This is a genomic window from Streptomyces spiralis (genome assembly GCF_014654675.1).
In the GTDB taxonomy this organism is placed as follows: Bacteria; Actinomycetota; Actinomycetes; order Streptomycetales; family Streptomycetaceae; genus Streptomyces; species Streptomyces spiralis.
Genome location: NZ_BNBC01000001.1, coordinates 257157 through 280543, shown reverse-complemented (window position 1 = coordinate 280543; position 23387 = coordinate 257157). Strand labels below are relative to the sequence as shown.

General features: G+C 71.1%; 16 protein-coding genes. 12 read left to right on the top strand and 4 right to left on the bottom strand.

Features of this window, described 5'->3' with window-relative positions; genetic code table 11:
• The 5 genes from IE318_RS01285 to IE318_RS01265 all read left to right on the top strand — a co-directional run bounded on the left by IE318_RS01285 (position 1) and on the right by IE318_RS01265 (position 4260).
• Positions 1 to 561: a hypothetical protein gene (locus IE318_RS01285; protein ID WP_189895637.1), complete on the top strand. Its 561-nt coding sequence runs from the start codon at positions 1 to 3 to the stop codon at positions 559 to 561.
• Between the two features lie 156 nt (positions 562 to 717).
• Positions 718 to 1119, top strand: a complete 402-nt coding sequence (locus IE318_RS01280) for a hypothetical protein (RefSeq protein ID WP_030165506.1) — start codon at positions 718 to 720, stop codon at positions 1117 to 1119.
• A gap of 244 nt (positions 1120 to 1363) precedes the next feature.
• On the top strand, positions 1364 to 1981 hold the full coding sequence (locus IE318_RS01275) for an RNA polymerase sigma factor (RefSeq protein WP_189895636.1): 618 nt from the start codon (positions 1364 to 1366) through the stop codon (positions 1979 to 1981).
• Positions 1982 to 2389: 408 nt separating this feature from the next.
• On the top strand, positions 2390 to 3052 hold the full coding sequence (locus IE318_RS01270; protein WP_189895769.1) for an RNA polymerase sigma factor: 663 nt from the start codon (positions 2390 to 2392) through the stop codon (positions 3050 to 3052).
• Positions 3052 to 4260, top strand: a complete 1209-nt coding sequence (locus IE318_RS01265; protein ID WP_189895635.1) for an extensin — start codon at positions 3052 to 3054, stop codon at positions 4258 to 4260. Before IE318_RS01270 ends, IE318_RS01265 begins: the two co-directional genes overlap by 1 nt.
• A gap of 239 nt (positions 4261 to 4499) precedes the next feature.
• On the opposite strand, the gene IE318_RS01260 is transcribed toward IE318_RS01265, so the two are convergent.
• A complete protein-coding gene (locus IE318_RS01260; RefSeq protein WP_189895634.1) occupies positions 4500 to 5435 on the bottom strand; it encodes a L,D-transpeptidase family protein in 936 nt (311 codons plus the stop codon).
• A 313-nt stretch (positions 5436 to 5748) separates the two neighbouring features.
• Between IE318_RS01260 and IE318_RS01255 the strand changes: the two genes are divergently transcribed.
• Positions 5749 to 7329, top strand: coding sequence for an acyl-CoA mutase large subunit family protein (locus tag IE318_RS01255; RefSeq protein ID WP_030165515.1), 1581 nt, complete (start codon positions 5749 to 5751; stop codon positions 7327 to 7329).
• Positions 7330 to 7406: 77 nt separating this feature from the next.
• Positions 7407 to 8063 carry a leucine efflux protein LeuE gene (gene leuE / locus IE318_RS01250; protein ID WP_189895633.1) on the top strand — a complete coding sequence of 219 codons (657 nt, stop codon included), beginning with the start codon at positions 7407 to 7409 and terminating at the stop codon, positions 8061 to 8063.
• 133 nt (positions 8064 to 8196) lie between these two features.
• On the opposite strand, the gene IE318_RS01245 is transcribed toward leuE, so the two are convergent.
• Positions 8197 to 9534 (bottom strand): alpha-2,8-polysialyltransferase family protein, encoded by a 1338-nt coding sequence (locus IE318_RS01245; protein WP_189895632.1) that lies wholly within the window; start codon positions 9532 to 9534, stop codon positions 8197 to 8199.
• On the bottom strand, positions 9531 to 10526 hold the full coding sequence (locus tag IE318_RS01240; protein ID WP_189895631.1) for a glycosyltransferase family 2 protein: 996 nt from the start codon (positions 10524 to 10526) through the stop codon (positions 9531 to 9533). The genes IE318_RS01245 and IE318_RS01240 overlap by 4 nt, the downstream gene beginning before the upstream one ends.
• Before the next feature lie 199 nt (positions 10527 to 10725).
• Between IE318_RS01240 and IE318_RS01235 the strand changes: the two genes are divergently transcribed.
• Genes IE318_RS01235 through IE318_RS01220 form a run of 4 tightly spaced genes read left to right on the top strand, consistent with a single transcriptional unit; the run spans position 10726 to position 15409 of the window.
• Positions 10726 to 12093 carry a DUF6716 putative glycosyltransferase gene (locus tag IE318_RS01235; RefSeq protein ID WP_189895630.1) on the top strand — a complete coding sequence of 456 codons (1368 nt, stop codon included), beginning with the start codon at positions 10726 to 10728 and terminating at the stop codon, positions 12091 to 12093.
• A gap of 20 nt (positions 12094 to 12113) precedes the next feature.
• Positions 12114 to 13331: an N-acylneuraminate cytidylyltransferase gene (locus tag IE318_RS01230; RefSeq protein ID WP_189895629.1), complete on the top strand. Its 1218-nt coding sequence runs from the start codon at positions 12114 to 12116 to the stop codon at positions 13329 to 13331.
• 12 nt (positions 13332 to 13343) lie between these two features.
• Entirely contained in the window at positions 13344 to 14282 is a 939-nt protein-coding gene (locus tag IE318_RS01225; protein WP_030165533.1) for an N-acetylneuraminate synthase family protein, read from the top strand.
• Positions 14283 to 14332: 50 nt separating this feature from the next.
• Entirely contained in the window at positions 14333 to 15409 is a 1077-nt protein-coding gene (locus tag IE318_RS01220; protein WP_189895628.1) for a hypothetical protein, read from the top strand.
• A 13-nt stretch (positions 15410 to 15422) separates the two neighbouring features.
• Here the strand turns inward: IE318_RS01220 and IE318_RS01215 are convergent, their stop codons facing one another.
• Positions 15423 to 16487, bottom strand: coding sequence for a phage baseplate protein (locus tag IE318_RS01215; protein ID WP_189895627.1), 1065 nt, complete (start codon positions 16485 to 16487; stop codon positions 15423 to 15425).
• 348 nt (positions 16488 to 16835) lie between these two features.
• Here IE318_RS01215 and IE318_RS01210 point away from each other — a divergent pair, with 348 nt between their 5' ends.
• Positions 16836 to 23321, top strand: coding sequence for an RHS repeat-associated core domain-containing protein (locus IE318_RS01210; protein ID WP_229903267.1), 6486 nt, complete (start codon positions 16836 to 16838; stop codon positions 23319 to 23321).
• Positions 23322 to 23387 lie beyond the last annotated feature (66 nt).

Below are 23387 nucleotides of genomic sequence, written 5' to 3'. Positions count from 1 at the left end.
ATGAGCCTGGTGGAACTGATCGCGCAGGCCGACGAGCGCGGACTGGCCGCCAGCGGGCTGGCTTGTCTGGACCGGTGCGTACCGCTGCTCGGCGGGGACGACGAGGTGCTGCGGCCGCTGTGGGGCACCCTCGCGGAGGGCCGCGACGGCGACTGGGCCGACCGGCTGGAACAGGCGCGCGGCGCGCTCGACGCGGCCTGCCCGGAGGGGCCGGACGAGGACGAGGCCGCGCTGCTGGCCCGCCGCATGCTCGCCGCCGCGCCGGCCGGCCGGACCGCCGGAGAGGTACGGCTGTGGGCCGACGCCTGCTCGGTCGCCTCCCTCCAGATCCACCGGCTGCTGGACCCGGCCGAGGACCCCGCCTCCGTCGACTCCCGCCGCGAGGGCCGCACGGACGGCATGTCCCCACTGGTCGCCGCCGAACTCCGGCGCCAGATCACCGTCCTCGAACTCCTCGCCGGACGCGGGCCCGCAGGGCTGCGCCAGGCCCTGGAGGTCTCCACCGAAGGGCGTCGTGTCCTGCGGGCGGTGGTCTCACGCCGTGCCCGCGGCCGGGTGTGAACCGCTGACGGGTCCGACAGGTCCCTCGCTCTGTGAGCGTCGTGAGGGTGCGGTGCGGGGGGTCTGCGGGGGTCGTGCGCCGGTTGCCGGAAACGAGCGGATCCGGGTGACGGAAACCGTGCCGCCCTCGCTCTTCCCTATGTGACAGCGCAGCATGTGACGACTCAGCAGCAGACCAGGCCGCACGCCGCCACCAGACCGGTGCGGTGGGCGGCGGACACCGTGGCGGCGATGCGCGAGGGCGCCCGGCTGCGCCTGGACTACTCGGCGCGGAGCCTGTGGCGGGTCGACCGGGTGATCGACGAGCTCCGCCGTGAGGGCACGCCGTACCCCGCCGTGGAGAGCGTGCTGCGCGGTTTCGGGGCGTACGCCGGTGAGGTGATCGTCCGCGAGGCCGGGGCCGAGTGGTGGGCCTCCGGCGGCGAGCACTGGATCCGCACCGTGGACGGGCGGCTGTGGGACCCGATCGACGAGTCGCGTCGGTGCTTCGCGGGCCACGGGTCCCTGCGGCTGCTCTGCCTGGACGCCATGGCGGGGCGCGGCGGCCCGCGCGACTGACGAACCGGCCCGGGGCCGGTTGACCGACCGGCCGGGGCCCCGAGTGGTGCGGGACCCCGACCGGTCCGCGGTGGCGGTTCCGTCAGCCGTCCGCGCGGCGGGCCGTCGAACATCAACGACCCGCTCCCTGTGACACTTCTGTGCGGACCGACGCTGATGACCATGGGCCGTGCGCACGGCGGTCGTGTGGCGCGACGCGGGTTCGGCAGAGCCCGTGCCGCACTGGGTGCGAACGAGGTCAGTGTTGGGCCAGGGAGGGGAACCCCGCCGCGCAAGGGCGCACGACGGGGAGCTGGGCGCGGCCGTGGCGCGTGCCCAGGAGGGCGACGAGAGCGCCTTCGCGGTGGCGTACCGGATGGTGCAGCCCGGTCTGCTCGGCTATCTCCGCGGGATCGTCGGCGACGACGCCGAGGACGTGGCGTCCGAGGCGTGGCTGGAGATCGCCAGGGATTTGGGCCGGTTCAAGGGGGACGGGGCCGGCTTCCGGGGATGGACGGCGACGATCGCCCGGCACCGCGCCCTGGACCATCTGCGACGCGTGCGTGTACGGCCCCGGTCGACGGCGCTGGAGCAGGACGTGCTGGAACTGCCCGGGCCCCAGAACACGTACGAGCAGGCGTTGGAGTCCCTCTCCACCGAGCGCGCCCTCGAACTGGTCCGTTCCCTGCCGCGCGACCAGGCGGAGGCGGTGCTGCTGCGGGTCGTCGCCGGCCTCGACGGTCCCTCGGCGGCCCGGGTCCTCGGCAAGCGCCCCGGCGCGGTGCGCACGTCCGCGCACCGGGGACTGAGACGGCTGGCCGCCCTGATCGGTGCGCCGGCTGCGACGAAGGGGGATCCCTCGGCGCCGGGGGAGCCGGAGTGAACGGCGCGCCACGGCCGACGACACACGAGCCGGAAGCACAGAGGAGACCGGGCGGGAACGGCAGAGGCGGCGTGGTCAGGGGTGGCGGCAGGCCGGGCTGACCCTGTGTCACTTCCGTGCACCGTGCCGCCGAGGCAACGGCCGGGGCCGCCACCCCCCACAGGAGAGGCCCCGGCCGTCGCGCGGCACGGGCCGCGCGGCGGCCCGTACTCCCTACAGCGCCGTGAGTGCGTTTTCTGTCACACCGCACACCCGATCAGTTAGTTGCGCGTTGTACCGTCATGGACGAGAGGCGGTTTCAGGCCGTAACGTGCCTTTCGCGCCGGGCGCGGAAGATGCATGATCACCGCACACAACGTCGGCCGCGATGCCGCAACGATCCTGCTCGATCTACTGAGGAACCACGGGGTGCTGGGGGACGACGCGGAGCTGACCGCCGCGGTGCTTGCGGCACAGGACGGGGACGAGACCGCGTTCCGGACTGTGTACCGTGCCGTGCACCCGCGGCTGCTCGGATACGTACGCACACTGGTCGGCGACCCCGACGCCGAGGACGTGGCGTCCGAGGCCTGGTTGCAGATCGCCCGGGACCTGGAGCGCTTCAGCGGAGACGCGGACCGCTTCCGCGGCTGGGCCGCCCGGATCGCTCGCAACCGCGCACTGGACCACATACGCATGCGCGGCCGCCGCCCGGCGATAGGCGGTGACGAAACGGAACTGACCGGCAAGGCGGCCGAGTCGGACACCGCGGGGGAGGCCATGGAGTCCCTCGCCACCGACCGCACCCTCTCGCTCATCGCCCGGCTGCCCCAGGACCAGGCCGAGGCCGTCGTGTTGCGCGTGGTCGTGGGCCTGGACGCCAAGACCGCCGCCGAGACGCTCGGCAAGCGCCCGGGCGCCGTACGCACCGCCGCGCACCGCGGCCTGAAGCGCCTCGCCGAGCTGCTCGGCGACGATCCGGAATCCGTCGGCGCGCTCGACGCGCTGCCGCCCCCACGAGAACCGCGCGGCCCCGCGGTGACGTCCGCCGGTGTGACGCATATACGCGCCCGGACGCAGAAGGACATGTGATGGCCGACGAGCAGTACCACTGGCTGGACCCCGACACGGCGGAGCGTCTACTGCGCGGGGAGCCTCTGGACACCGTCGACGAGACCGTCCGTGACCAGGCCGAACGACTCGCCGCGGCACTGTACGCACTGGCCGCCGAACCGCAGGCCGAGCCGTCGTCCGCGGACGACGCCGAACTTCCCGGCGAGGCCGCCGCGCTCGCCGCCTTCCGCAAGGCGCGCGCCGAACAGGCCGACGCCGGAGCCGTCCGTATCGATCGCGTCGATGCGCACGCGCACACCCCGGCAGACGGTGGTCGTTTCCGGCGAACCGGGCATGCCGGGCGTAACCGGCAGGCCGGGCGCCGGAGTTGGGGCCGCCCCCTGCGCCTCGCCGTGTCCGCCGCGCTGGCCGCGGGAGCGGTCGGCGGGGTCGCGGCGGCCACGACCGGTGTGCTGCCGACCCCGTTCGGCGGCGGCGCGCCCACCCCCGCCGCGTCCGTCTCGGACCGGGCGACGCATGACAGTTCGCCGGCCTCGTCCTCGCCGGACGGCTCCCCCGGCGGCGTCCCGGGAGCCGCGCAGGGCGGTGGGCCGGGCGCCTCGACGCCCGGAGGCTCACCGGCCGGCCCGTCCGGTGCCGACGCCGGGAACACCGGCCGTGACGGCGACAGCAGCCCCGGAACCGGCGCAACCGCCGGGCCGGGCGGCGGGCAGGGCGCCGACTCGGGCAGCCGCTGGAGCCGTCTGGCCTCCGCCTGCCGCGACCTGCGCGACGGCAAGAGCCTGGACGCCGACCGCAAGCACGTCCTGGAGGGAGCGGCCGGCGGCTCCTCGCACGTGTGGACGTACTGCAAGGGCGTCCTCGAGACCGCCGACGGCCGCGGCTCCGCCCAGGGAGGCGGCAGCGGCCAGGACGACAACGATGGCGGTGACGGGAAGGGCCACACAGGCGGTAAGGGCGGCACCGGCGGTACCGGCGGTACCGGCGGCACGGACAGTGGGAGTGGCCAGGACGGCCGAGGCGGGCAGGGCGGCAAGGGCAACAAGGGCGGTGAAGACGACGGCGGTCACATAGGCGCCGGCCGACCCGCGACCGACGCCGCCGACTTCGCGCCCCTGCGCCCGCCGCTCCCGGCGGAGCAGTCGCCGACCGCGTCCCCGACCCCGGCTCCGACCGCGTCCCCTGCGGCATCCACCTCTCCGGCAGCGACGACCGCACGCCACTGACCTGCGCTTTCGTACGCCCTGAAATTTTTTCTCCGCGGGGTGTGACGTTTTCGGCGGCCGCAGCGCAGTACTAAGTGAGCCGACTGGTCATCGGCCGTCGCACGGAGCCGGGGTTCCCCCCGTACCCACGGCTCGTGCATGTGGCGCGGGCGGGACACGTTCCCCCGGTCCCGCCCGCGCCCCGCCTCACTCCTCGCGCTCTCCGCACGCCCGTCGACGTATGGTCGGCCTCTCCGGCGTCACCAGTGCACGACGACCTTGTCCCCCACCCTCACCTGTGCGAACAGCTGCGCGATGGCCGCCTCGTCCCGTACGTTGACGCAGCCGTGCGAGCCACCGGCGTAACCCCGGGCCGCGAAGTCGTAGGAGTAGTGCACGGCTTGGCCGCCACTGAAGAACATCGCGTACGGCATGGGGGAGTGGTAGAGCGTCGACACATGGTGGCGTGACTTCCAGTAGACCGTGAACACACCTTCCCGGGTGGGTGTGTACTGGGTGCCGAACCGCACCGACACCGTCGAGAGAGTCCGTCCGCCGACCATCCAGCGCAGCGTCCGGCTGGTCTTGTCGATGCACAGCACCCGGCCGGTCAGACAGCGCGGGTCCGGCGCGCCGGCCGGCTGACCGCCCATCAGGTACAGCTCCCACTTGCCCGGCTCGTGCGACATGGCGAGCAGTCGCTGCCAGGTGACGGTGTCGGTCCGTCCCGTCGTCGGCAGGCCCCGCTTGCCCTGGAAGCCCTTGACCGCCTGCTCCGTCAGATCGTCGTACGTCCCCGTCGGGCCGTCGAACAGCCAGGCGACCTGACGCAGGCGGGCCTGGAGCTCGCGGACGCCGCTGCCGCTGTCACCGCGGGACCACAGGACGGGCGCGGGCGCGCTCGGCGCCCGGCCGGGCGTGCTGCCCGGGGCCGTGCCCGGTGTGGTTCCGGCTCCGCGGGCCGTCCCCGGAGTCGCGCCGCCCGGTCTGTCGTCGGTGGAGGCGCGGTCGCCGGGCGGGCTGGTGGTGGGGATCTCGATGTGCACCGGCCCGCGGTGTCCGCCACCGTCCCCTCCCGCGCCGGTTCCCGATCCGGAGCCCGCGCCGGGGGCCTGCACCGTGCATGCGCACACCGCGGCCAGCGCCACGGCCGCCGCCACGGCGACGCCCGATCTCCTGATGTCTCCGATGCGCATACCGCCCCCCGTCGTGGCTGTCGAGTCGCCGTGGTCCGGAAGTACACCGGATGTCTCCCCACGGGTGACCGACCGTGAACCAGGGGGCACGCTGGAAGGCGGAGCCCGTCCCCGAAAGCGTGATGGGAGGCGTGGCGAACAGCGGGCCGCTCGGCGGGCCGCACGGTGTGGCGAACAGCGGGCCGAACAGGTCTGTGAGCAAGGTCCCAGCGTGGGGCACTCCACCCGGCGCACGGCCGCGGCTACAGTCCGTGGCGAGGATCGGGATACCGGCGAGTAACTGGCGAGTAACAAGAACGCGGAGGCACACACCATGGCGCGCGAGTCGGAGTCCGGGCTGCCCATCGAGCCGGTCTACGGGCCGGACGCCCTGGAGGGCTGGGACCCGGCGGCGAAGCTGGGTGAGCCGGGGTCGTTCCCGTTCACGCGTGGCGTGTACCCGACGATGTACACGGGCCGGCCGTGGACGATGCGCCAGTACGCCGGCTTCGGTACGGCGGCGGAGTCCAACGCCCGGTACAAGGAGCTCATCGCGCACGGCACGATGGGTCTGTCGGTCGCCTTCGACCTGCCCACCCAGATGGGCCACGACTCCGACGCGCCGATCGCGCACGGCGAGGTCGGCAAGGTCGGCGTCGCCATCGACTCGGTCGACGACATGCGGGTGCTGTTCGGCGGGATCCCGCTGGACAAGGTCTCCACGTCGATGACGATCAACGCCCCCGCCGCGCTGCTGCTCCTGCTCTACCAACTGGTCGCCGAGGAGCAGGGCGTGCCGGCGGACAAGCTGACCGGCACGATCCAGAACGACGTGCTCAAGGAGTACATCGCGCGCGGGACGTACATCTTCCCGCCCAAGCCGTCGCTCCGGCTGATCGCGGACATCTTCAAGTACTGCAAGGCCGAGATCCCGAAGTGGAACACCATCTCGATCTCCGGCTACCACATGGCCGAGGCGGGCGCCTCGCCCGCGCAGGAGATCGCCTTCACGCTCGCCGACGGCATCGAGTACGTGCGCACGGCCGTCGCGGCCGGCATGGACGTGGACGACTTCGCGCCCCGTCTCTCCTTCTTCTTCGTGGCCCGTACGACGATCCTGGAGGAGGTCGCCAAGTTCCGGGCGGCCCGCCGGATCTGGGCGCGGGTGATGAAGGAGGAGTTCGGCGCGAAGAACCCCAAGTCGCTGATGCTGCGGTTCCACACGCAGACGGCCGGGGTGCAGCTGACGGCCCAGCAGCCGGAGGTGAACCTGGTCCGGGTCGCCGTCCAGGGCCTGGCGGCGGTGCTCGGCGGCACCCAGTCGCTGCACACCAACTCCTTCGACGAGGCGATCGCACTCCCCACGGACAAGTCCGCCCGCCTGGCCCTGCGCACCCAGCAGGTCCTCGCCTACGAGACGGACGTGACCGCGACGGTGGACCCCTTCGCCGGGTCGTACGTCATCGAGAAGATGACCGACGAGGTCGAGTCCGCCGCCCTGGAGCTGATGCAGAAGGTGGAGGACCTCGGCGGCGCGGTCAACGCCATCGAGCACGGCTTCCAGAAGAACGAGATCGAGCGCAACGCCTACCGCATCGCCCAGGAGACGGACAGCGGCGAGCGGGTCGTGGTGGGCGTCAACCGCTTCCAGCTCGACGAGGAGGAGCCCTACGAGCCCCTGCGCGTGGACCCGGCCATCGAGGCCCAGCAGGCCGAGCGCCTCGCCAAGCTGCGCGCCGAGCGCGACCAGGCGGCGGTCGACACGGCCCTGTCCGCCCTGAAGAAGGCCGCCGAGGGCGAGGACAACGTCCTGTATCCCATGAAGGACGCCCTGCGCGCCCGGGCGACGGTGGGCGAGGTCTGCAACGCGCTGCGGGAGGTCTGGGGGAACTACGTGCCCTCGGACGCGTTCTGAGCGAGGGGGCCGGGCCACCCGTCTCGCCCCCCGAAATCCCCACCAGGAGTGTCGCACCCCCGTGGGACACTCCTGCCATGTTCGGCGTCATCGATCTCCCCACCTACCTGGCAGGACTCGTCCTGATCGTCCTGCTGCCAGGACCCAACTCGCTCTACGTGCTGTCCGTGGCCGCCCGGCGCGGCATCCGGGCGGGGTACACCGCCGCCGCGGGCGTCTGGTGCGGTGACACCGTGCTGATGACGCTGTCGGCCGCCGGGGTCGCCTCCCTGCTCAAGGCGAACGCGGTGCTGTTCGGGATCGTGAAGTACGCCGGTGCCGGGTATCTGACATGGCTCGCGATCGGCATGCTGCGGGCCGCCTGGGGGATGTGGCGGACCCGGCGCGAACGGGCCGCGGCGGAGGACGTCCCGGCCGAGGCCGGTCCCGCCCATGAGCGCCCCTACCGCCGTGCCCTCGTCATCAGCCTGTTCAACCCGAAGGCGATCCTGTTCTTCATCGCCTTCTTCGTGCAGTTCGTCGACCCCGGCTACGCCTACCCGGCCCTGTCCTTCGTGATCCTCGGCACCTTCGCCCAGCTGGCCAGCTTCCTCTACCTCAGCGCCCTGATCTTCAGCGGCACCAAGCTGGCGGCCGCCTTCCGCCGCCGCAAGCGCCTGTCGGCGTGGGCGACCTCGGCGGCGGGCGCGCTGTTCTTCGGCTTCGCGGTGAAGCTCTCGCTGGCGAGCGCGTAGGGCACCCGCAGGTCAACCGCGGCCCACGAGGAACAGGGCGTGCGGTCCCTCCCGGACGAGCGCCGGGAGGGCTACGACATCGAGGCCCGCTACGGGACCGGCTGAGCCGCCGCTCCGGAGCCCCGGTCGGTCGTCAGCGGCCCGCCGCGCGCCCCAGCGACCGTGCCCGGCGGGCCACGCGCCGCACCGTCGCGTTGCGCCGGATGAAGGCCAGCTGCGCCGGGACACCGCCGGGCAGGGCCAGCGAGGTGAGGCGGCGGCGCTTGAAGTAGCGCCGGGTGTGCGGGTCCAGACGGGTGGCGAGGTACCGCTCGGCGGCCGGGCGCAGACCCGGGTGGATCTTCGGCTGCATCGCGAAGGAGACCGCCCTGACCAGCTCGGTCAGCGCGTCGACGGCCATGCCCGGGCGCTGCCCGGTGACCGCCGCCCGGTCGTCCAGGTCGGGCAGGAGCGCGTCGACGATCGTCACCGGTATCCGGTTGCTGTTCTCGTACGGCGTCAGGCGCTCCAGGAGCGTGCCGGTGCCGGTGCGGGCGACCGGCAGCCCGTACAGCGCGGAGGCGGTGAGCAGCGCGGTGGAGAAGCAGCCGACGACCAGCGCCGGACGCATCCGCTGGTACAGCACCTCGGCGAGCACGGGCGTGTCGAGCACGGTCAGCTCGGCGCCCAGTCTCTCCGCCTCCCGCTCCAGCGCCCGCGACCAGCCGGCCGGCGCCGAGGGGTGCGGCTTGAAGACGACGCGGGTGTGGCCGAGCGCGACCGCGCCCCGCAGCATCCGCACATGCAGCGTCTCCTCCTCCTCGGCGGTGAGGATGTCCAGCGCGGACAGGTACTGGCCGAGCAGCAGCGCGGGTTCGTCCCCGGTCTCCGGCAACTCCTCGGCGATGTCCGACAGTTCGGCCAGCACCTTGACGAAGGCGTCCGTCGGCACGATCTCCGCCTCGACGCCGAACTCGGTGAGCAGCACCGGCTTCAGGCCCGGCACCAGGTCCAGGTGCAGCACGCGGTCGACGCGGGTGCCGACCAGCGGGTCGATCTTGTTGCGGGTGGGGCCGTAGCTCATCAGGCCGTCGGCGTAGACGGTGACGGGCGCGCCGGTGAAGATCTGGCAGAAGCCGAGGGCCGGATTGACCTGGATGGACTCGACGACCAGCTCGACGTCGTCGTCGCCCAGGTTCCACAGCAGCCGCAGGTGCCGCTCCCACAGCGGGACGTCGTCCAGGCGCGGGCTCCAGCCGCCCGGGTGGAACGGCGCGATGGTCTCGTTCCACGACACCACGTCGTCGAACCTCTCCCGCAGCTGCTCGAAGCCGGGCAGTTCGTCCAGCGCCGGGGTGGTCTCGGGCGTCGCGGCGTTGTTGCAGACCAGCAGCATGCGGCGGTCGGCGGGGCCGAAGCGGTCGGAGTCGAGGGCGGCGGCGAGCGTGGCCGTGCCGTACAGCGTGGAGGCCAGGAAGATCTGCGTGGTCATGCGGAGGCCCCCGTCGAGGCCGGGGCCGAGGCCGAGGCCGGGCGGCGGCGCAACCGGCGCAGCCGGGTGGCCCGCTGGACGTCCATGGAGTCCAGCGCCTCGTCGAGAACGTCCTGCGGCATGCGCCGCAGGGCGGCCGCGCTCAGCGACTTCAGCTTCCGTGCCACCGCCGGTTCGAACCTTTCGATGGAACCCAGATGATGGGAGATGATCGCGCAGTACGTGCGCACCGCCTTGGGCAGCAGCCGGTCCGCGTCCCGGTCCTTCGCCGTGTCCTGGACGACCTGGTCGAAGGCGCGGATGAAGTCCAGTTGGCGCACGTCGCCGATCTGGGTGAGGGAGGAGGCCACCCCGCGCCGGTAGTGCACCCCGAGCAGACCCACCACGGCGAAGGACTCGGCCTCCCGGTGCAGCCGCCATATCCACGGCCGGTCCTCGGCCGTGCGCAGCCCGTCGGTGAAGTGCAGCAGGCCCTTCTCGACCAGGCGCCGGTGGTAGATGCCCGCCCAGGCGTAGGGGTAGTCGACCGAGGTGGAGCGGTCGGCGGGCAGGATCGCCGAGCGCGGGTCCAGCACCACCCCGCGCCGGCCGTGCGGAACCCGGTGGATCGTGCGCGCCCGGCCGGTGCACTGCACATGGTCGGAGCGCACGAAGTCGCAGCCCAGTTCCTCGATCGCGGCGAGGAGCCGCTGGTAGTAGCCGGGGGCCAGCCAGTCGTCGCCGTCCAGGAACGTCAGGTACTCCCCGCGCGCCCTGTCGATTCCGGTGTTGCGCGCGGTCGCCAGTCCTCCGTTCCGCTCGTGCCGGACGTGTACAGCGCCCGGCAGTTCACGCTCGGCATGCGCGAGAATGTCCGGTGTCTCGTCGCTTGAACAGTCGTCGACCAGCACGAATTCGAAGTCGTCGCGCGCGTTCGCACGAAGACTTCTCAAGGTGTCGGGCGCGTATTTCTGCACGTTGTAGAACGGCACGATGACGGAGAGCTTGACCACGCATGTGACGTTAGGTGCCGGGCCCCGCCTGCGTCTTTACCTTCAGTTTGACCATGGATGAACGACGCGTGGCGAAGCCGTGAACCACGGCTTTTTCGTTGCGTTTCCCGGGCCGATTCGCCGTTCGGCGGTGTGCTGTTAACCGTTTGTTGCGTTCGGGTTGGGCCGAACCTAGAAATGCCTTCCTACGGTCTTCGGCGTGCCAGCAAGTGCAATGAAGGTCCGGCGAGTCGCCGTTCTCGCGGATTCCGACACCCGGTGGAAATGGGGCGCGCTCACCGCGAAGCGCCTTGTCTCCGCCGAGTCCGGCGCGTCGGACATCCACCTGGACGGCTACCTCCTGCGGGGCCGAGCCACCCCCACCGCCCGCCAGCTGACGGAGGTCGGCGTCCGCGCGGACTCGCTGCGCGAGGTGACCGCCGTCGAGTTCCTGCACGCGATGGACACCGCGGGCGAGGACGCCGGCGGCGCGAGGCCGTACGACGTGCTGGTACTCGCGCTCGTCGGCGGCGGGGTGCAGGCGATGCTGCACGGGCTGAGGCGGGTGTGGCAGGGGAGCGAGCGGCGTCCCGTGGTCGTCACCGGGTACGTCGGCGTGGTCTACGAGAAGCTCGCCGACGGTCTGCTGCTGCGTCACGGCGCCGACCTCGTGCTCGCCAACTCCCGCCAGGACGCGGACCGTTTCCGCGCCGTCTACGAAGGGGTGGGCGCCGACGCCTCGGCGGTCACCGAGGTGGCGCTGCCGTTCCTGGGCGGCGCCACCTACCAGGGCGAGAACAAGCCGTACACCGTGGTGTTCGCCGCCCAGCCCTCCGTCCCGGAGCGCCGCGAGGAGCGCACGTACCTGCTGGACCGGCTGGTCCGCCACGCCCGTCTGCACCCCGACCGCGAGGTGCTGCTCAAGCTGCGCTCCAAGCCCGGCGAGCACACCACCCACATCGAGGAACTGCCGTACCAGAAGCTGGCGCAGAAGACCGGCCTGCCGCCCAACCTGCGCCTCGTCTACGGCCACATGGGCGAGGTCCTGGACCGCACCGACCTGCTGGTCACGGTCAGCTCCACGGCCGCCCTGGAGGCCCTGCACCGACGCATCCCCACGGTGATCCTCACCGACCTGGGCGTGCGCGAGGTGCTCGGCAACCACCACTTCGTCGGCTCCGGCTGCCTCGCCTCCTGGGACCAGCTGGACGCGGGCCACCGCCCGGTGCCCGACGAGGAGTGGGTGGCCCGCCAGGGCGTCGCGACCGGGGGCCCTTCCTCCTCCGGAGGAGGCTCCTACGCCACCGCCTTCGACACGGCCCGCGCCCGCGTCACCGAGCTGCTGGCGGCGCCCGGCGGACTGCCGCCCCTGACCCCCTACTACACGCCCGCCACCGCGCCCGGCTATCTGCCGGGCATCCTCGCCCGCCACCACCTCGGCCCCGACGGCACCCCGCTGCCGGGCGCCCCGGCCGGCGACAAGGAGCCCGGAGCCGTCCGGCAGATCGTCCGCCGCGCCGCCCGCGGCGCCTACCGCCACGGCGTGCAGCGCGTCGCCCCGGTGATCCGGCGGATGGGCGAGCTGTGACCCTTCAAGGAGAAGAGCCCATGTCCGAGACAGCAGTCGGGGTGCGCCGCGTACTCGCGGTGATCCCCGCGCGCGGCGGCTCCAAGGGAGTGCCCGCCAAGAACCTGGCCCCCGTCGGCGGCGTCCCGCTGGTCGCCCGGGCGGTCCGCGAGTGCCTGGCCGCCCGGCTCGTCACGGACGTGGTCGTCTCCACAGACGACCGGGCCATCGCGGCCGCGGCGCGCGAGGCGGGTGCCGAGGTGGTGCTGCGCCCGGCCGCCATCGCCGGCGACACCGCCACCTCCGAGGCGGCCGTCCTGCACGCGATGGACGTCCACGAGGCCCTGCACGGCGCCTCCGTCGACATCGTCCTGCTGGTGCAGTGCACCAGCCCCTTCCTGGTCCGCGAGGACGTCGACGGCGTCGCCGGCGCGGTCGCGGAACAGGGCGCGGACACCGCCCTCACCGTCGCTCCCTTCCACGGCTTCGTCTGGCGCCACTCCGACGCGGCGGGCGAGGGCGGCTTCGGGGTCAACCACGACAAGTCCTTCCGCCCCCGCCGCCAGGACCGCCCCCAGGACTTCCTGGAGACCGGCGCCGCCTACGCCATGGACGCGGCGGGCTTCCGCGCACACAGGCACCGCTTCTTCGGCCGTACGGAACTCGTCCGCACCGACCCCGCCCGGGTGCTGGAGATAGACGACCCGCACGACCTCGCACGGGCCCGCGCCCTCGCACCCCTCTTCGACGGGGACCGCCCTGGCGCCCTCCCGACCGCCGACGACATCGACGCGGTCGTACTGGACTTCGACGGCACCCAGACCGACGACCGGGTGCTGATCGACTCCGACGGACGGGAGTTCGTCTCCGTGCACCGCGGCGACGGACTCGGCATCGCGGCCCTGCGCAAGAGCGGCCTGAAGATGCTGGTCCTGTCCACGGAACAGAACCCTGTGGTCGCCGCCCGCGCCCGGAAGCTCAAGCTCCCGGTGCTGCACGGCATCGACCGCAAGGACCTCGCACTGAAGCAGTGGTGCGAGGAGCAGGGCATCGCGCCGGAGCGCGTGCTCTACGTCGGCAACGACGTCAACGACCTGCCGTGCTTCGCCCTCGTCGGCTGGCCCGTGGCGGTCGCGAACGCCCACGACGTCGTACGCGGCGCCGCACGCGCGGTCACCACCGTCCCGGGCGGTGACGGCGCGATCCGAGAGATCGCCGGCTGGATCCTCGGCCCCGGTCTCGACTCCCTCCCCAAGTAAGGACATCCCCTGATGAGCACCAACTCCCGTCTGCGTACGTTCGGTTCGCGCGAGGTCGGCCCCGGCCGTCCCGTCTACATCTGCGGCGAGATCGGCATCAACCACAACGGTGAGCTGGAGAACGCCTTCAAGCTGATCGACGCGGCCGCCGCGGCCGGCTGCGACGCCGTGAAGTTCCAGAAGCGCACGCCCGAGATCTGCACCCCCCGCGACCAGTGGGACATCGAGCGCGACACCCCCTGGGGCCGGATGACCTACATCGACTACCGCCACCGCGTGGAGTTCGGCGAGGACGAGTACCGCCAGATCGACGCGTACTGCAAGGAGAAGGGGATCGACTGGTTCGCCTCCCCGTGGGACACCGAGGCCGTCGCCTTCCTGGAGAAGTTCGACCTGCCCGCCCACAAGGTGGCTTCGGCCTCCCTGACGGACGACGAGCTGCTGCGCGAACTCCGCGCCACGGGCCGGACCGTCATCCTCTCCACCGGCATGTCCACCCCGAAGCAGATCCGCCACGCGGTGGAGGTGCTCGGCAGCGACAACATCCTGATGTGCCACGCCACCTCGACCTACCCGGCGAAGGCCGAGGAGCTCAACCTCCGCGTGATCAACACGCTGGAGAAGGAGTACCCGAACGTCCCGATCGGCTACTCCGGCCACGAGACGGGCCTGCAGACCACGCTGGCGGCGGTCGCCCTCGGCGCGGCCTTCGTCGAGCGCCACATCACCCTGGACCGCGCCATGTGGGGCTCCGACCAGGCGGCCTCCGTGGAGCCGCAGGGTCTGGAGCGCCTGGTCCGCGACATCCGCGTGATCGAGGCGTCCCTGGGCGACGGCGTGAAGAAGGTCTACGACTCCGAGCTCGCCCCGATGAAGAAGCTGCGCCGTGTCGCCGGTGTCGTCGCGGAGGCGGAGATCGCCGCTGCGGCAGGCGAGCCGGTAGCGGTCTGAGTGTCCTGATCGCCTTACTGGTTCCTTCACGACGGGACGGTCGTACGCCGATGAGCCCCCGCACCCTCGCCTTCGTCGAGAGCCCGGTCCAGTTGCTGAACCTACTGGAGTGGGCGCACCACCACGGCCTGCGCGGCCCGGCACCGGAAGGCGGGGAGCTCACCGTCGTCGTGCTGTCCCCGACCGACCCCATGACCCGGGGGCAGCTGCGCCGCATGGCCGACCTGGCCCGGGACGAGGGGTACCGGGTGCGCTGGGAGGAGGCGCGGGGCGGCACGACCGCGCCCTTCCACACGATCGGCGGCCTGGCGGGCCCGCTCCGCCGGGCCGACCGGGTCGTCATGGGAGACCCGTTCTCCCGCTACGTCCAGCTGCTGCTGACGATCACCCGGGCCCGCGATCTGGTGGTGGTGGACGACGGCACGGCGACCATGGAGTTCGTCGCCCAGCTGGCCCGGGGCGAACGCCTGGTCCGCTGGCACCGCAAGGGTGGCCGGCGCGGACCGAGGGACCTGCTGTTCGCGCCGGTGTCCTCCTCCGCCCGGCGCCGCCTCACCCCGCGGGAAGGCCGCAGGGTGGAGGTCTTCTCGTCCATGCCGGTGACGGAGACCCCGGACGGCGTCACGGTCACCGCGAACGACTTCGCCTGGACCCGGGCCCGCTTCGGCCCGCCGCGCATCACCAAGGGCGCGGATCTGGTCGGCACGTCCCTGGTCGAGACGGGTGTGGTCGACGTCGGCCACTACCTGGAGGCGGTCCGCGCCCTGGCCAGGGTCCACGGCGCCACCCGCTACTTCGCCCACCGCCGCGAGAGCACGGAGAAGCTGCACAGGCTGGCGGGGGAAACGGGACTGGAGATCGTCCGCCCCGACCTGCCCCTGGAGCTGATAGCCCGCCGCGGCCCCATCGGCCGTACGATCCTCAGCTTCCCGTCGACGGTCGTGCACACCCTCCCGCTCGCCCTGGCGGGCACGGGGGTGAGGGTGGCGGTCTGCGACATCGACCCCGCCTGGCTGACGGAGACGGCGTCCCCGCGAGCGCAGGGGTTCCTGTCCGGGGTCACGGGGACGGCACGGGACGTGCACCGCCTGGCGGCGGTGGGCCTGGCCCAGGGCGCCACCGCCTGACCGTCCCGATCGATCAGACCAGCACGTCCTTGTAGTAGAAGCTGGCCTGCTTGGGCGCGGAGGCGTCCGCGCCCGAGGCGAAGCCCATGTGCAGCCGGACGGCCGCCATGTTCGACGTGTCGGGGATCTGGACGGCCAGGCCCTCGGGCTCACGGTAGGAGAGGCTGGAGCCGGCCTTGGTCAGCTGGCGGTCCACCTTCGTTCCGGTGTTCCAGTCCACGCAGGTGATGTACGTGTTGCCGGTCCCTTCGACGCTGCCGCTGGTGCCGTACGCGGTGCCGTCGATCGTGTACAGGTACTGGCCGTACGTCGTGTAGCCCTGGAAGGTGACCCCGGTCAGGTCGGAGACCTGGGTGATCGTGGTCAGCGGTGAGCCGCCGGACTTGAAGGTGGCGAGGTCGTACAGGGCGTACTTCCAGGTGCCGTTGAGGTTGTAGCGGTGGGCTATGCGGCTGTTGGCCGGGTCGATGGCCACGGTGGTGTTCGTGGAACCGGCGACGGGGGTGTACTTCGTGAGCGCCGCGGAGGCGGTCGTGAGGACGGCGCCGTTGGCGAACTTGAACCGGGCGATCTTCGTGCCGTAACGATTTCCGGAACTGTCCGGGTTCTTCGTCATGTCGACGTCGCACTCGGTCCACAGGTACGCGCCGTTGCCCGAGGGCTCGACGGCGATGGAGACGCCGTGCCCGAAGCCCTTCAGGTACATGCACCCGATCTCGTTGCCGCCCCAGTCGAGCCGGGTGATGCACAGGTCGCCCTGCGCGGCGCGCGCGGCGCCGTCGTAGAACTGCGTCTCTCCGGGCAGCTCGCGACCGCCCTGCACCAACTGCGCCGTGTACAGGTGCTTGTTGGTGTTGTCGAAGGCGAAGGACTGCAGCACCCGGGTCTCCTGCAGGTCGATCTCCCGCAGGAACATGGTGGAGGCGGCGGTCAGGTCGAAGTGCTTGGAGGAGGTGACCGCGGCGGCGCTCGCCGAGGAGGACGTCAGCATCACCGAGCCGAACGCGCCGACGCCGACGAGGCCGCCACCCCACTTCAGGAGCTGCCGTCGGCTCGGTGTGCGCATCTCGGGGTTCATGGCGGGGCTGCCCCTCCGGAAGATCCAGTGAAATCGGGGGATTGAAGCACCCCGTTGATCTCCGGCGCCAGACCCGACGCCCGTGACTTTGCCAGGGGTTGACACTCCGAATTAAAAGTGACGAAGGTCACAGCGAAGTTGAGTGGCAGTTGGATTGTTGCGTTCCGCTTGCCCGGTTTCTCCGAGCTACCCGCGCGGACCGGGCGGCCATTACTGTCCCGCTGCCCCTGACTACTTGGTCGCTGCCTCTTGGTCGCTGCCGCGGCCCGATCACTGTCCGGTGGCACAGCCAGCTTTTGACGCGCAGGCCGGTGGCGCCGGTGGGGCAGTTGGGTGGGGAGTCACTCCGTGAGGTTCCAGGGTGTGGTGCGCGCGCGCACCGTGACGGCGACCGCGATAGGCGCGCTGGCGTTGGCCATGCTGTCCGGCCCGGTGCCGGCAGTCGCGGCGGCGCTCGTGGCCCCGTCGCCCAGGCACACGCAGACGGTGCACGCGCAGGACGCCGCTCCCGTGGCGAAGGACCAGGCGGACCCGACCCCGGTCAAGCCCGCGAAGGTGGTGTGGCCGAAGGCCGCGCACGCCGTCGTGGACCTCTCCGGCCGCACGGCGGGCGAGGCCCGGGCGATCACACCTTCCGGCACGGTCGTCGACGACGGCAGTGCGGCCGGCCAGGACGCCGCGGTCGCCGTCGCTCCGGCACCGGTCAAGGCGCGGGACTGGGCCGACGCGACCGCGCTGTCCCCCGCGCCGGCCGCCGTGGACGTGCATGTGCTGGACAAGTCCACGGTCGCCCGGGCGGGCGGCGTCGGCCTGGGTGTGCAGCTGACCCGTACCGACAAGGTCGCCAACTCCGGCAAGGTCCAGGTCTCTCTGGACTACTCCGGCTTCAAGCACGCCTACGGCGGCAACTTCGGTGCGCGGCTGCGGCTGATGAAGGTGCCCGCGTGCGCCGTCGAGTCCCCGCGGCCCAAGGACTGCGTGCTCGGCAAGCCGCAGTTCGTGGCGGCGAAGAACGACCCGGCCAAGGGCACGCTCACCGCGACCGTGCCGGTCGGCGGCGACGCCTCCGGCACCTGGCAGAACACCCTGAGCCCCACGACGAGCACCCCGCTGATGCTCTCCGCCCAGTCCACGGACACGGCGAGCACCTACGTGGTGGCCGCCGGCTCCTCCTCGGACGCCGGCGACTACCGGGCCACGCCGCTGAGCCCCTCCGGGTCGTGGAACGTGTCGCAGGGCTCGGGCGCGTTCACGTACGACCTGCCGATCCAGGTGCCCACGCCGCCGACGGGCACCGCCCCCAGCCTGGCGCTCACGTACAACTCCCAGTCGGTGGACGCCCTGACCTCCGCCGAGAACACCCAGGCGGGACAGGAGGGCCTCGGCTGGGACATGAGCGCCGGCTTCATCGAGCGCCGCTACCGCCCCTGTGCCTCCGACGGCATTCCCACCGTCGGCGACCTGTGCTGGGACTCTCCGAACACGGCTCAGGAGCCGGACGGCGCGATCTACACGATCAACCTCAACGGCCACAGCTCGACGCTGGTGCAGGACGGCACCGGCACGGGTTCCTATCACCTCCAGGACGACCCGGGCTGGCGGGTGCAGCACCTGACCGGCGGACACGGCGCCGACGACGAGTACTGGGTGATCTCCGCCCAGGACGGCACCCGCTACTACTTCGGCTGGGGCCGCAGCGAGCGCGACAAGGTGCAGAACGGCACCGACGTCTACACCCACTCCGTGCTCACCGTGCCCGTCGCGGGCAACGACGCGGGCGAGCCCTGCCACGACCAGTTCCCCGAGCCCTGCCAGCAGGCCTGGCGCTGGAACCTGGACTGGGTCGTCGACAAGAACGAGGTGGAGAACACCTACTTCTACGAGAAGCAGTCCAACCGCTACCGCTCCTGGATCAACACGGACAAGGCCCGTGACTACGACGCGGCCTCCTACCTGGTGCGCGTCGAGTACGGCTGGGCTTCCCAGATACCCGGTGCCCAGCTGCCCGCCAAGGTCGAACTCACCCACGTGGGCCGCTGCGTGGAGCGGATGACCGACGACCCGCTGGCCCACGACCCCGGCGCCTGCCCGTCGATTTGGACCCAGCCGTCCTCGTACCCGGACGTGCCGACGGACCTGATGTGCAACACGGGTGACGACTGCAGGTCGATCACCGGGCAGACGGCGTCGCCGACGTTCTTCTCCACCGACATGCTGTGGGACATCAAGACCTACGTGCGCGGCACGGACACCAACACGGTGGAGTCGCAGATGACGTGGGATCCGGCGATGCAGTACCAGATGAAGTACGGGTTGCCGAACCCGGACGGCACCATCGGCAACCAGCTGTGGCTGGACTACGTGCAGCGCAAGGGCTACGGCGACGGCCCCGACATCACCCTGCCCACGATCAACTTCAACGGCGAGTGGCTCGACAACCAGATCGGCGACTCGATCCTGAACTTCCGCCGGGTCGACCAGGTGCACGGCGACCTCGGCTCGTTCGTCGACGTCAGCTACGGCTTCGCCAACGCCTGCGACTCCGGCAACCTGCCCAGCGAGTCCGACAACGACATGGACTGCTTCAAGCAGAGCTGGGTGCCGGAGGGCGACACCACCACGCACTCGGGCTGGTTCAAGAAGTACCTGGTCAAGCAGGTCCAGGTGGACCCGGGCGTGGGCAAGGGCGCAGGCGACGACGGCGACCCGGTCATGACCACCACCTACGACTACAACGGCAAGCCCGCCTGGGCGTACCCCAACGACCCGCTGACCCCGGACGACAAGGAATCCTGGACCGACTGGCGCGGCTACCAGCAGGTCGAGATCCACTCCGGCACCAAGACCAACGCCGCCTCCACGTACTACTGGCTCTACCGCGGCATGGACGGCGACCGCACGTCGAAGACCGACTCCTCGCAGACGCGCAGCGTCAGCGTCACCGACGGCCAGGGCACCTCGTACACCGACAGCGCCTGGCTGAACGGCAAGGTGATCGAGAGCAGCCAGCGCGACGGCGCCGGCCAGTCGCACCAGCGCGTCTTCCACGACTACTGGGTGTACGTCACCGCCACCTACGCGGGACTGCCGGACGCGCGCTTCGTCCGCGACCAGAAGACCACCACCGACGAGCTGATCTCGGGCGGTGCCTGGCGTGAGCGGGTCGTCAAGGACGAGTACGACTCGACCGACCCGGTCAGCTCCAAGTACGGTCTGCCGCTGCGCACCAACGACTGGGGCGAGGTCGACGTCGACGACAACCGCTGCACCACCTACGGGCGGGCGTACAACACCGACTACTTCCCCGACTCCCAGGTCCAGCGCTGGATGGTGCTGCCGGACGAGACCCGGCACTACGCCGCGGACTGCGCTTCGCGCTCCTCGGCCAACCAGGACGGCTACGAGGCGAAGCTGTACGACAACGCCACGGACGTGGCGAGCGACAAGCCCGTCGACGGCAACGTGACCAAGGTCCTGGAGTACGCGGACGCCTCCACCCCGCGCGAGACGGACTACACCTACGACGGGGCCGGCCGGGTCAAGAGCACCACGGACGGCAAGGGCAAGACCACCACCACGGCGTACAACTCGCCCAACGCGTCCTGGCCCACCGACGGCGTCACCGTCACCAGCCCCGACCCGGACGACGGCGGCCCGCTGACCGCCCAGACGACGACGACCTGGTACTCGCGGCTGTGGGGCAACCCGTACAAGATCGTCGACCCGAACGGCAACACCACGCGGATCGTCGACGACTCCGTCGGCCGTGTCTCCCAGATCTTCAAGCCCACGGAGATCGCCAACTACCCCGATGGCAACGCGTCGATGTCGTTCGACTACACGACCCCGACGTGGACCAACCCCGAGGGCGTGCCGACGCTGGCCAACGGCCCGTCGCTGACCACTACGAAGGTCTTCCAGGGCGGCTCGCTGTACGTGCCGGCCTACACCTATGTCGACGGCCTGGGCCGGGTGCGCGAGCAGCAGACGCCCGCCACCTCCGGCGGCGCGACCGTCGTCTCCACCCGTTACGACACCTCGGGCAACGTCACCGGCACCTCCGCCGCCTTCCACACGGACCAGGCCGCCGGATCCGGGATGGTGCTGCCGACCGTGGACACGATCCCCTCCTACACGGACCTGCTGATCGACTACGCGGGCCGCACCTACAAGTCGCAGATCCTGGTGAACGGAGACCCGCAGCTCCAGGGCCAGACGATCACCAACTACAACGGCGACTACACCACCACCATGCCGCCGACCGGCGAGCGCACGAACACCTACTACGACGTCTTCGGGCAGGTCACCGAGGTCGTCGAGTTCGGCCCCTCGACCTACCACACCAAGTACGAGTACACCCGCTCCGGAGACCTGTCGAAGATCACCGACGCCAAGGGCAACGTGACGACGTACGGCTACGACTGGCTCGGCGACCGCAAGACCACCACCGATCCCGACACGGGCACCAGCTCGAACACGTACGACCAGAACGGCAACGTGGACACCACCACCGACGGCAACGGCACCGTCCTGACCTACGGCTACGACAACCTCCAGCGGCCGACCACCATCAAGCAGGGCAGCACGCTGCTGGCCGAGGCCAAGTACGACACCGTGTCCGGCGGCAAGGGCCAGCCCGCCTCCGCGACGTCCTACGACGGCGCGGGCAACGCCTTCACGCGCGCCGTCGCCGGCTACGACGCCGACGGCCGCCCCACGGGCACCACGGTGACCGTCCCGAACGCGGGCGACGCGGCGGGCCTCGGCGGCACGTACACCATCGGCTACCACTACAACGCGGCCGACGCCCTGACCGCCGTCGACTACCCGGCCGTCGGCGGACTGCCCGCCGAGACGGTCACGACCAACTTCGACGGCCTCGGCCGGGTCCAGCGGCTCAGCAGCCCGCTGGCGACCTACGTGAGCGCCACCGACTACGACGACGTGGGCCGACTCGCCGGCCGCAGCTACGGCAGCACGAGCGACACGACGAACACCCCCTACACGGCCCGCCGCTCCTACGCCTACGAGGACGCCGACGGCACCGGCTGGCTCCAGAACATCACCACGACACAAACCCACGCCGGCACGACCAGCACGGTCCAGAACGACACCTACGCCCGGGACGCCGGCGGTCAGATCACCAAGACCACCGACAACCTGACGCGGCAGAACGAGTGCTTCACGTACGACGAGCTGAACCGGCTCACCCAGGCGTGGACCACCGCGATGGCCAGCTGCGAGAGCCCGACCGTACCCGACCTGACCAGCGCGAACGATCCGTACCAGCTGGCATACACCTACGACGGCATCGGCAACCTCCAGAAGGAGACCCGCACCACCGCGAGCGGCTCGACCGTGCGCGACTACGTCTACCCGGGCTACTCCGCCGACCAGCAGACGTACACCCCCGGCGCCGCCCACCCGCACGCGGTGACCAGCATCAACACGCCCAACGGAACGGACAACTACACCTACGACGACGCCGGCCAGCTCAAGTCCCGCACCGTCGGCGGGGTGCAGACCGACCTCACCTGGTCGTCGCTGCACCGTGTGACCTCGGTGAAGACCGGCTCGAACACGACGGACTACGTGTACGACTCCGACGGCAACGTGCTGCTGCGCAAGTCGCCCACCGAGTCGGTGCTCTACCTGGACGGCCAGGAGGTGCGCAAGACCGGTCCGTCGGTGCTCGCCACGCGCTACTACACGGCCGGCGACACGACGGTCGCGATGCGCACGGCCGACGGCTCGGGCGGCAGCGTCCTCACCTGGCTGCTGAGCGACGCGCAGTCCTCCACCCAGCTGGTGATCGCCGCGGTGGGCGGCACGGTGACACGGCGACGCTACCTGCCGTTCGGCGCCCCGCGCTCCTCCGCCGACGCACTGCCGTCCACCACGGACCGCGGCTTCGTCGGCCAGCCGGAGGACGACTCCACAGGCCTGTCCTTGCTGGGGGCACGCATGTACGACCCGGCGCTGGGACGCTTCCTGTCACCCGACCCGCTGAACAAGCCGTTCTCGCCGCAGGAGCTGAACGCGTACAGCTACTCCGTCAACAACCCGGTCAACTACAGCGACCCTTCGGGCCTGGAGATCGGCTCGAAGCCGAACTCGTGCCAGTACGACATCAAGTACTGCGACCAGAAGACCTGGGACGAGGTCGGCTACGACCCGACGACCGGCACCTCGGACTACCACAGGGGCTGTGCCGTCGGCGACTGCTCCATCCGCGGCCAGCACCACAAGGTCAAGGCCGCGGTTACGCCCAAGGTCTACAACTGGCTCAGGAAGGATCTGGGCTACCTGGGCACCCCGTACCTGCGCAGCTTCGAATTCAAGGGGTGGCTCGACGGGGCCGATGACGTGCAGAAGACGGCGATCGAGCAGTTCTACGGCTGCATCAAGGGCGGGTTCTCGTCGACCCAGTGCATGAAGAGCGCGAAGGGGACGCTCAAGAAGAGTCAGGATGAGGCGAAGGAGGAGGAGTCAGGGGGCAGCTGGTGGGACAAGGCCAAGAACTGGGGCAAGGACTTCGTCACAGAGCATGCCGGCGACATCATCGGCGTGGTCGGCGGTGTAGTTTGCGGCGCCATGGTGGCGAGCGGAGTGGCCGCGGGGGTGGGAATACTCTGCGGGGTCGCCGTCGCCGCGCTCGGTGGCGCGGTCAACTACGCGCTGTCCGACGAGAAACACAAGACTGTCGGTGGCTACCTTGAGGCAGCCGGCACTGCCGGAGCGTTCGGACTCATAGGCGCAGGGGCCGGCGGAGTCGCAACCAAGATCGGCATAAAGATAGCCAGGGCGAGAGCCATGGCTGCCCTCGTAGGCTGATACGGAACGAGCACCCGGCTTCCGGGCGGGAACTACGCCCGCCCGGAAGCCGGGTTCCCAAGGTAA

Excerpts from the sequence above, each read along its gene's own strand:
- IE318_RS01285 (WP_189895637.1), top strand. The coding sequence starts at position 1 with ATGAGCCTGGTGGAACTGATCGCGCAGGCCGACGAGCGCGGACTGGCC.
- IE318_RS01265 (WP_189895635.1), top strand. The coding sequence starts at position 3,052 with ATGGCCGACGAGCAGTACCACTGGCTGGACCCCGACACGGCGGAGCGT.
- IE318_RS01260 (WP_189895634.1), bottom strand. The coding sequence starts at position 5,435 with ATGCGCATCGGAGACATCAGGAGATCGGGCGTCGCCGTGGCGGCGGCC.
- IE318_RS01255 (WP_030165515.1), top strand. The coding sequence starts at position 5,749 with ATGGCGCGCGAGTCGGAGTCCGGGCTGCCCATCGAGCCGGTCTACGGG.
- leuE (WP_189895633.1), top strand. The coding sequence starts at position 7,407 with ATGTTCGGCGTCATCGATCTCCCCACCTACCTGGCAGGACTCGTCCTG.
- IE318_RS01245 (WP_189895632.1), bottom strand. The coding sequence starts at position 9,534 with ATGACCACGCAGATCTTCCTGGCCTCCACGCTGTACGGCACGGCCACG.
- IE318_RS01230 (WP_189895629.1), top strand. The coding sequence starts at position 12,114 with ATGTCCGAGACAGCAGTCGGGGTGCGCCGCGTACTCGCGGTGATCCCC.
- IE318_RS01225 (WP_030165533.1), top strand. The coding sequence starts at position 13,344 with ATGAGCACCAACTCCCGTCTGCGTACGTTCGGTTCGCGCGAGGTCGGC.
- IE318_RS01220 (WP_189895628.1), top strand. The coding sequence starts at position 14,333 with ATGAGCCCCCGCACCCTCGCCTTCGTCGAGAGCCCGGTCCAGTTGCTG.
- IE318_RS01215 (WP_189895627.1), bottom strand. The coding sequence starts at position 16,487 with ATGAACCCCGAGATGCGCACACCGAGCCGACGGCAGCTCCTGAAGTGG.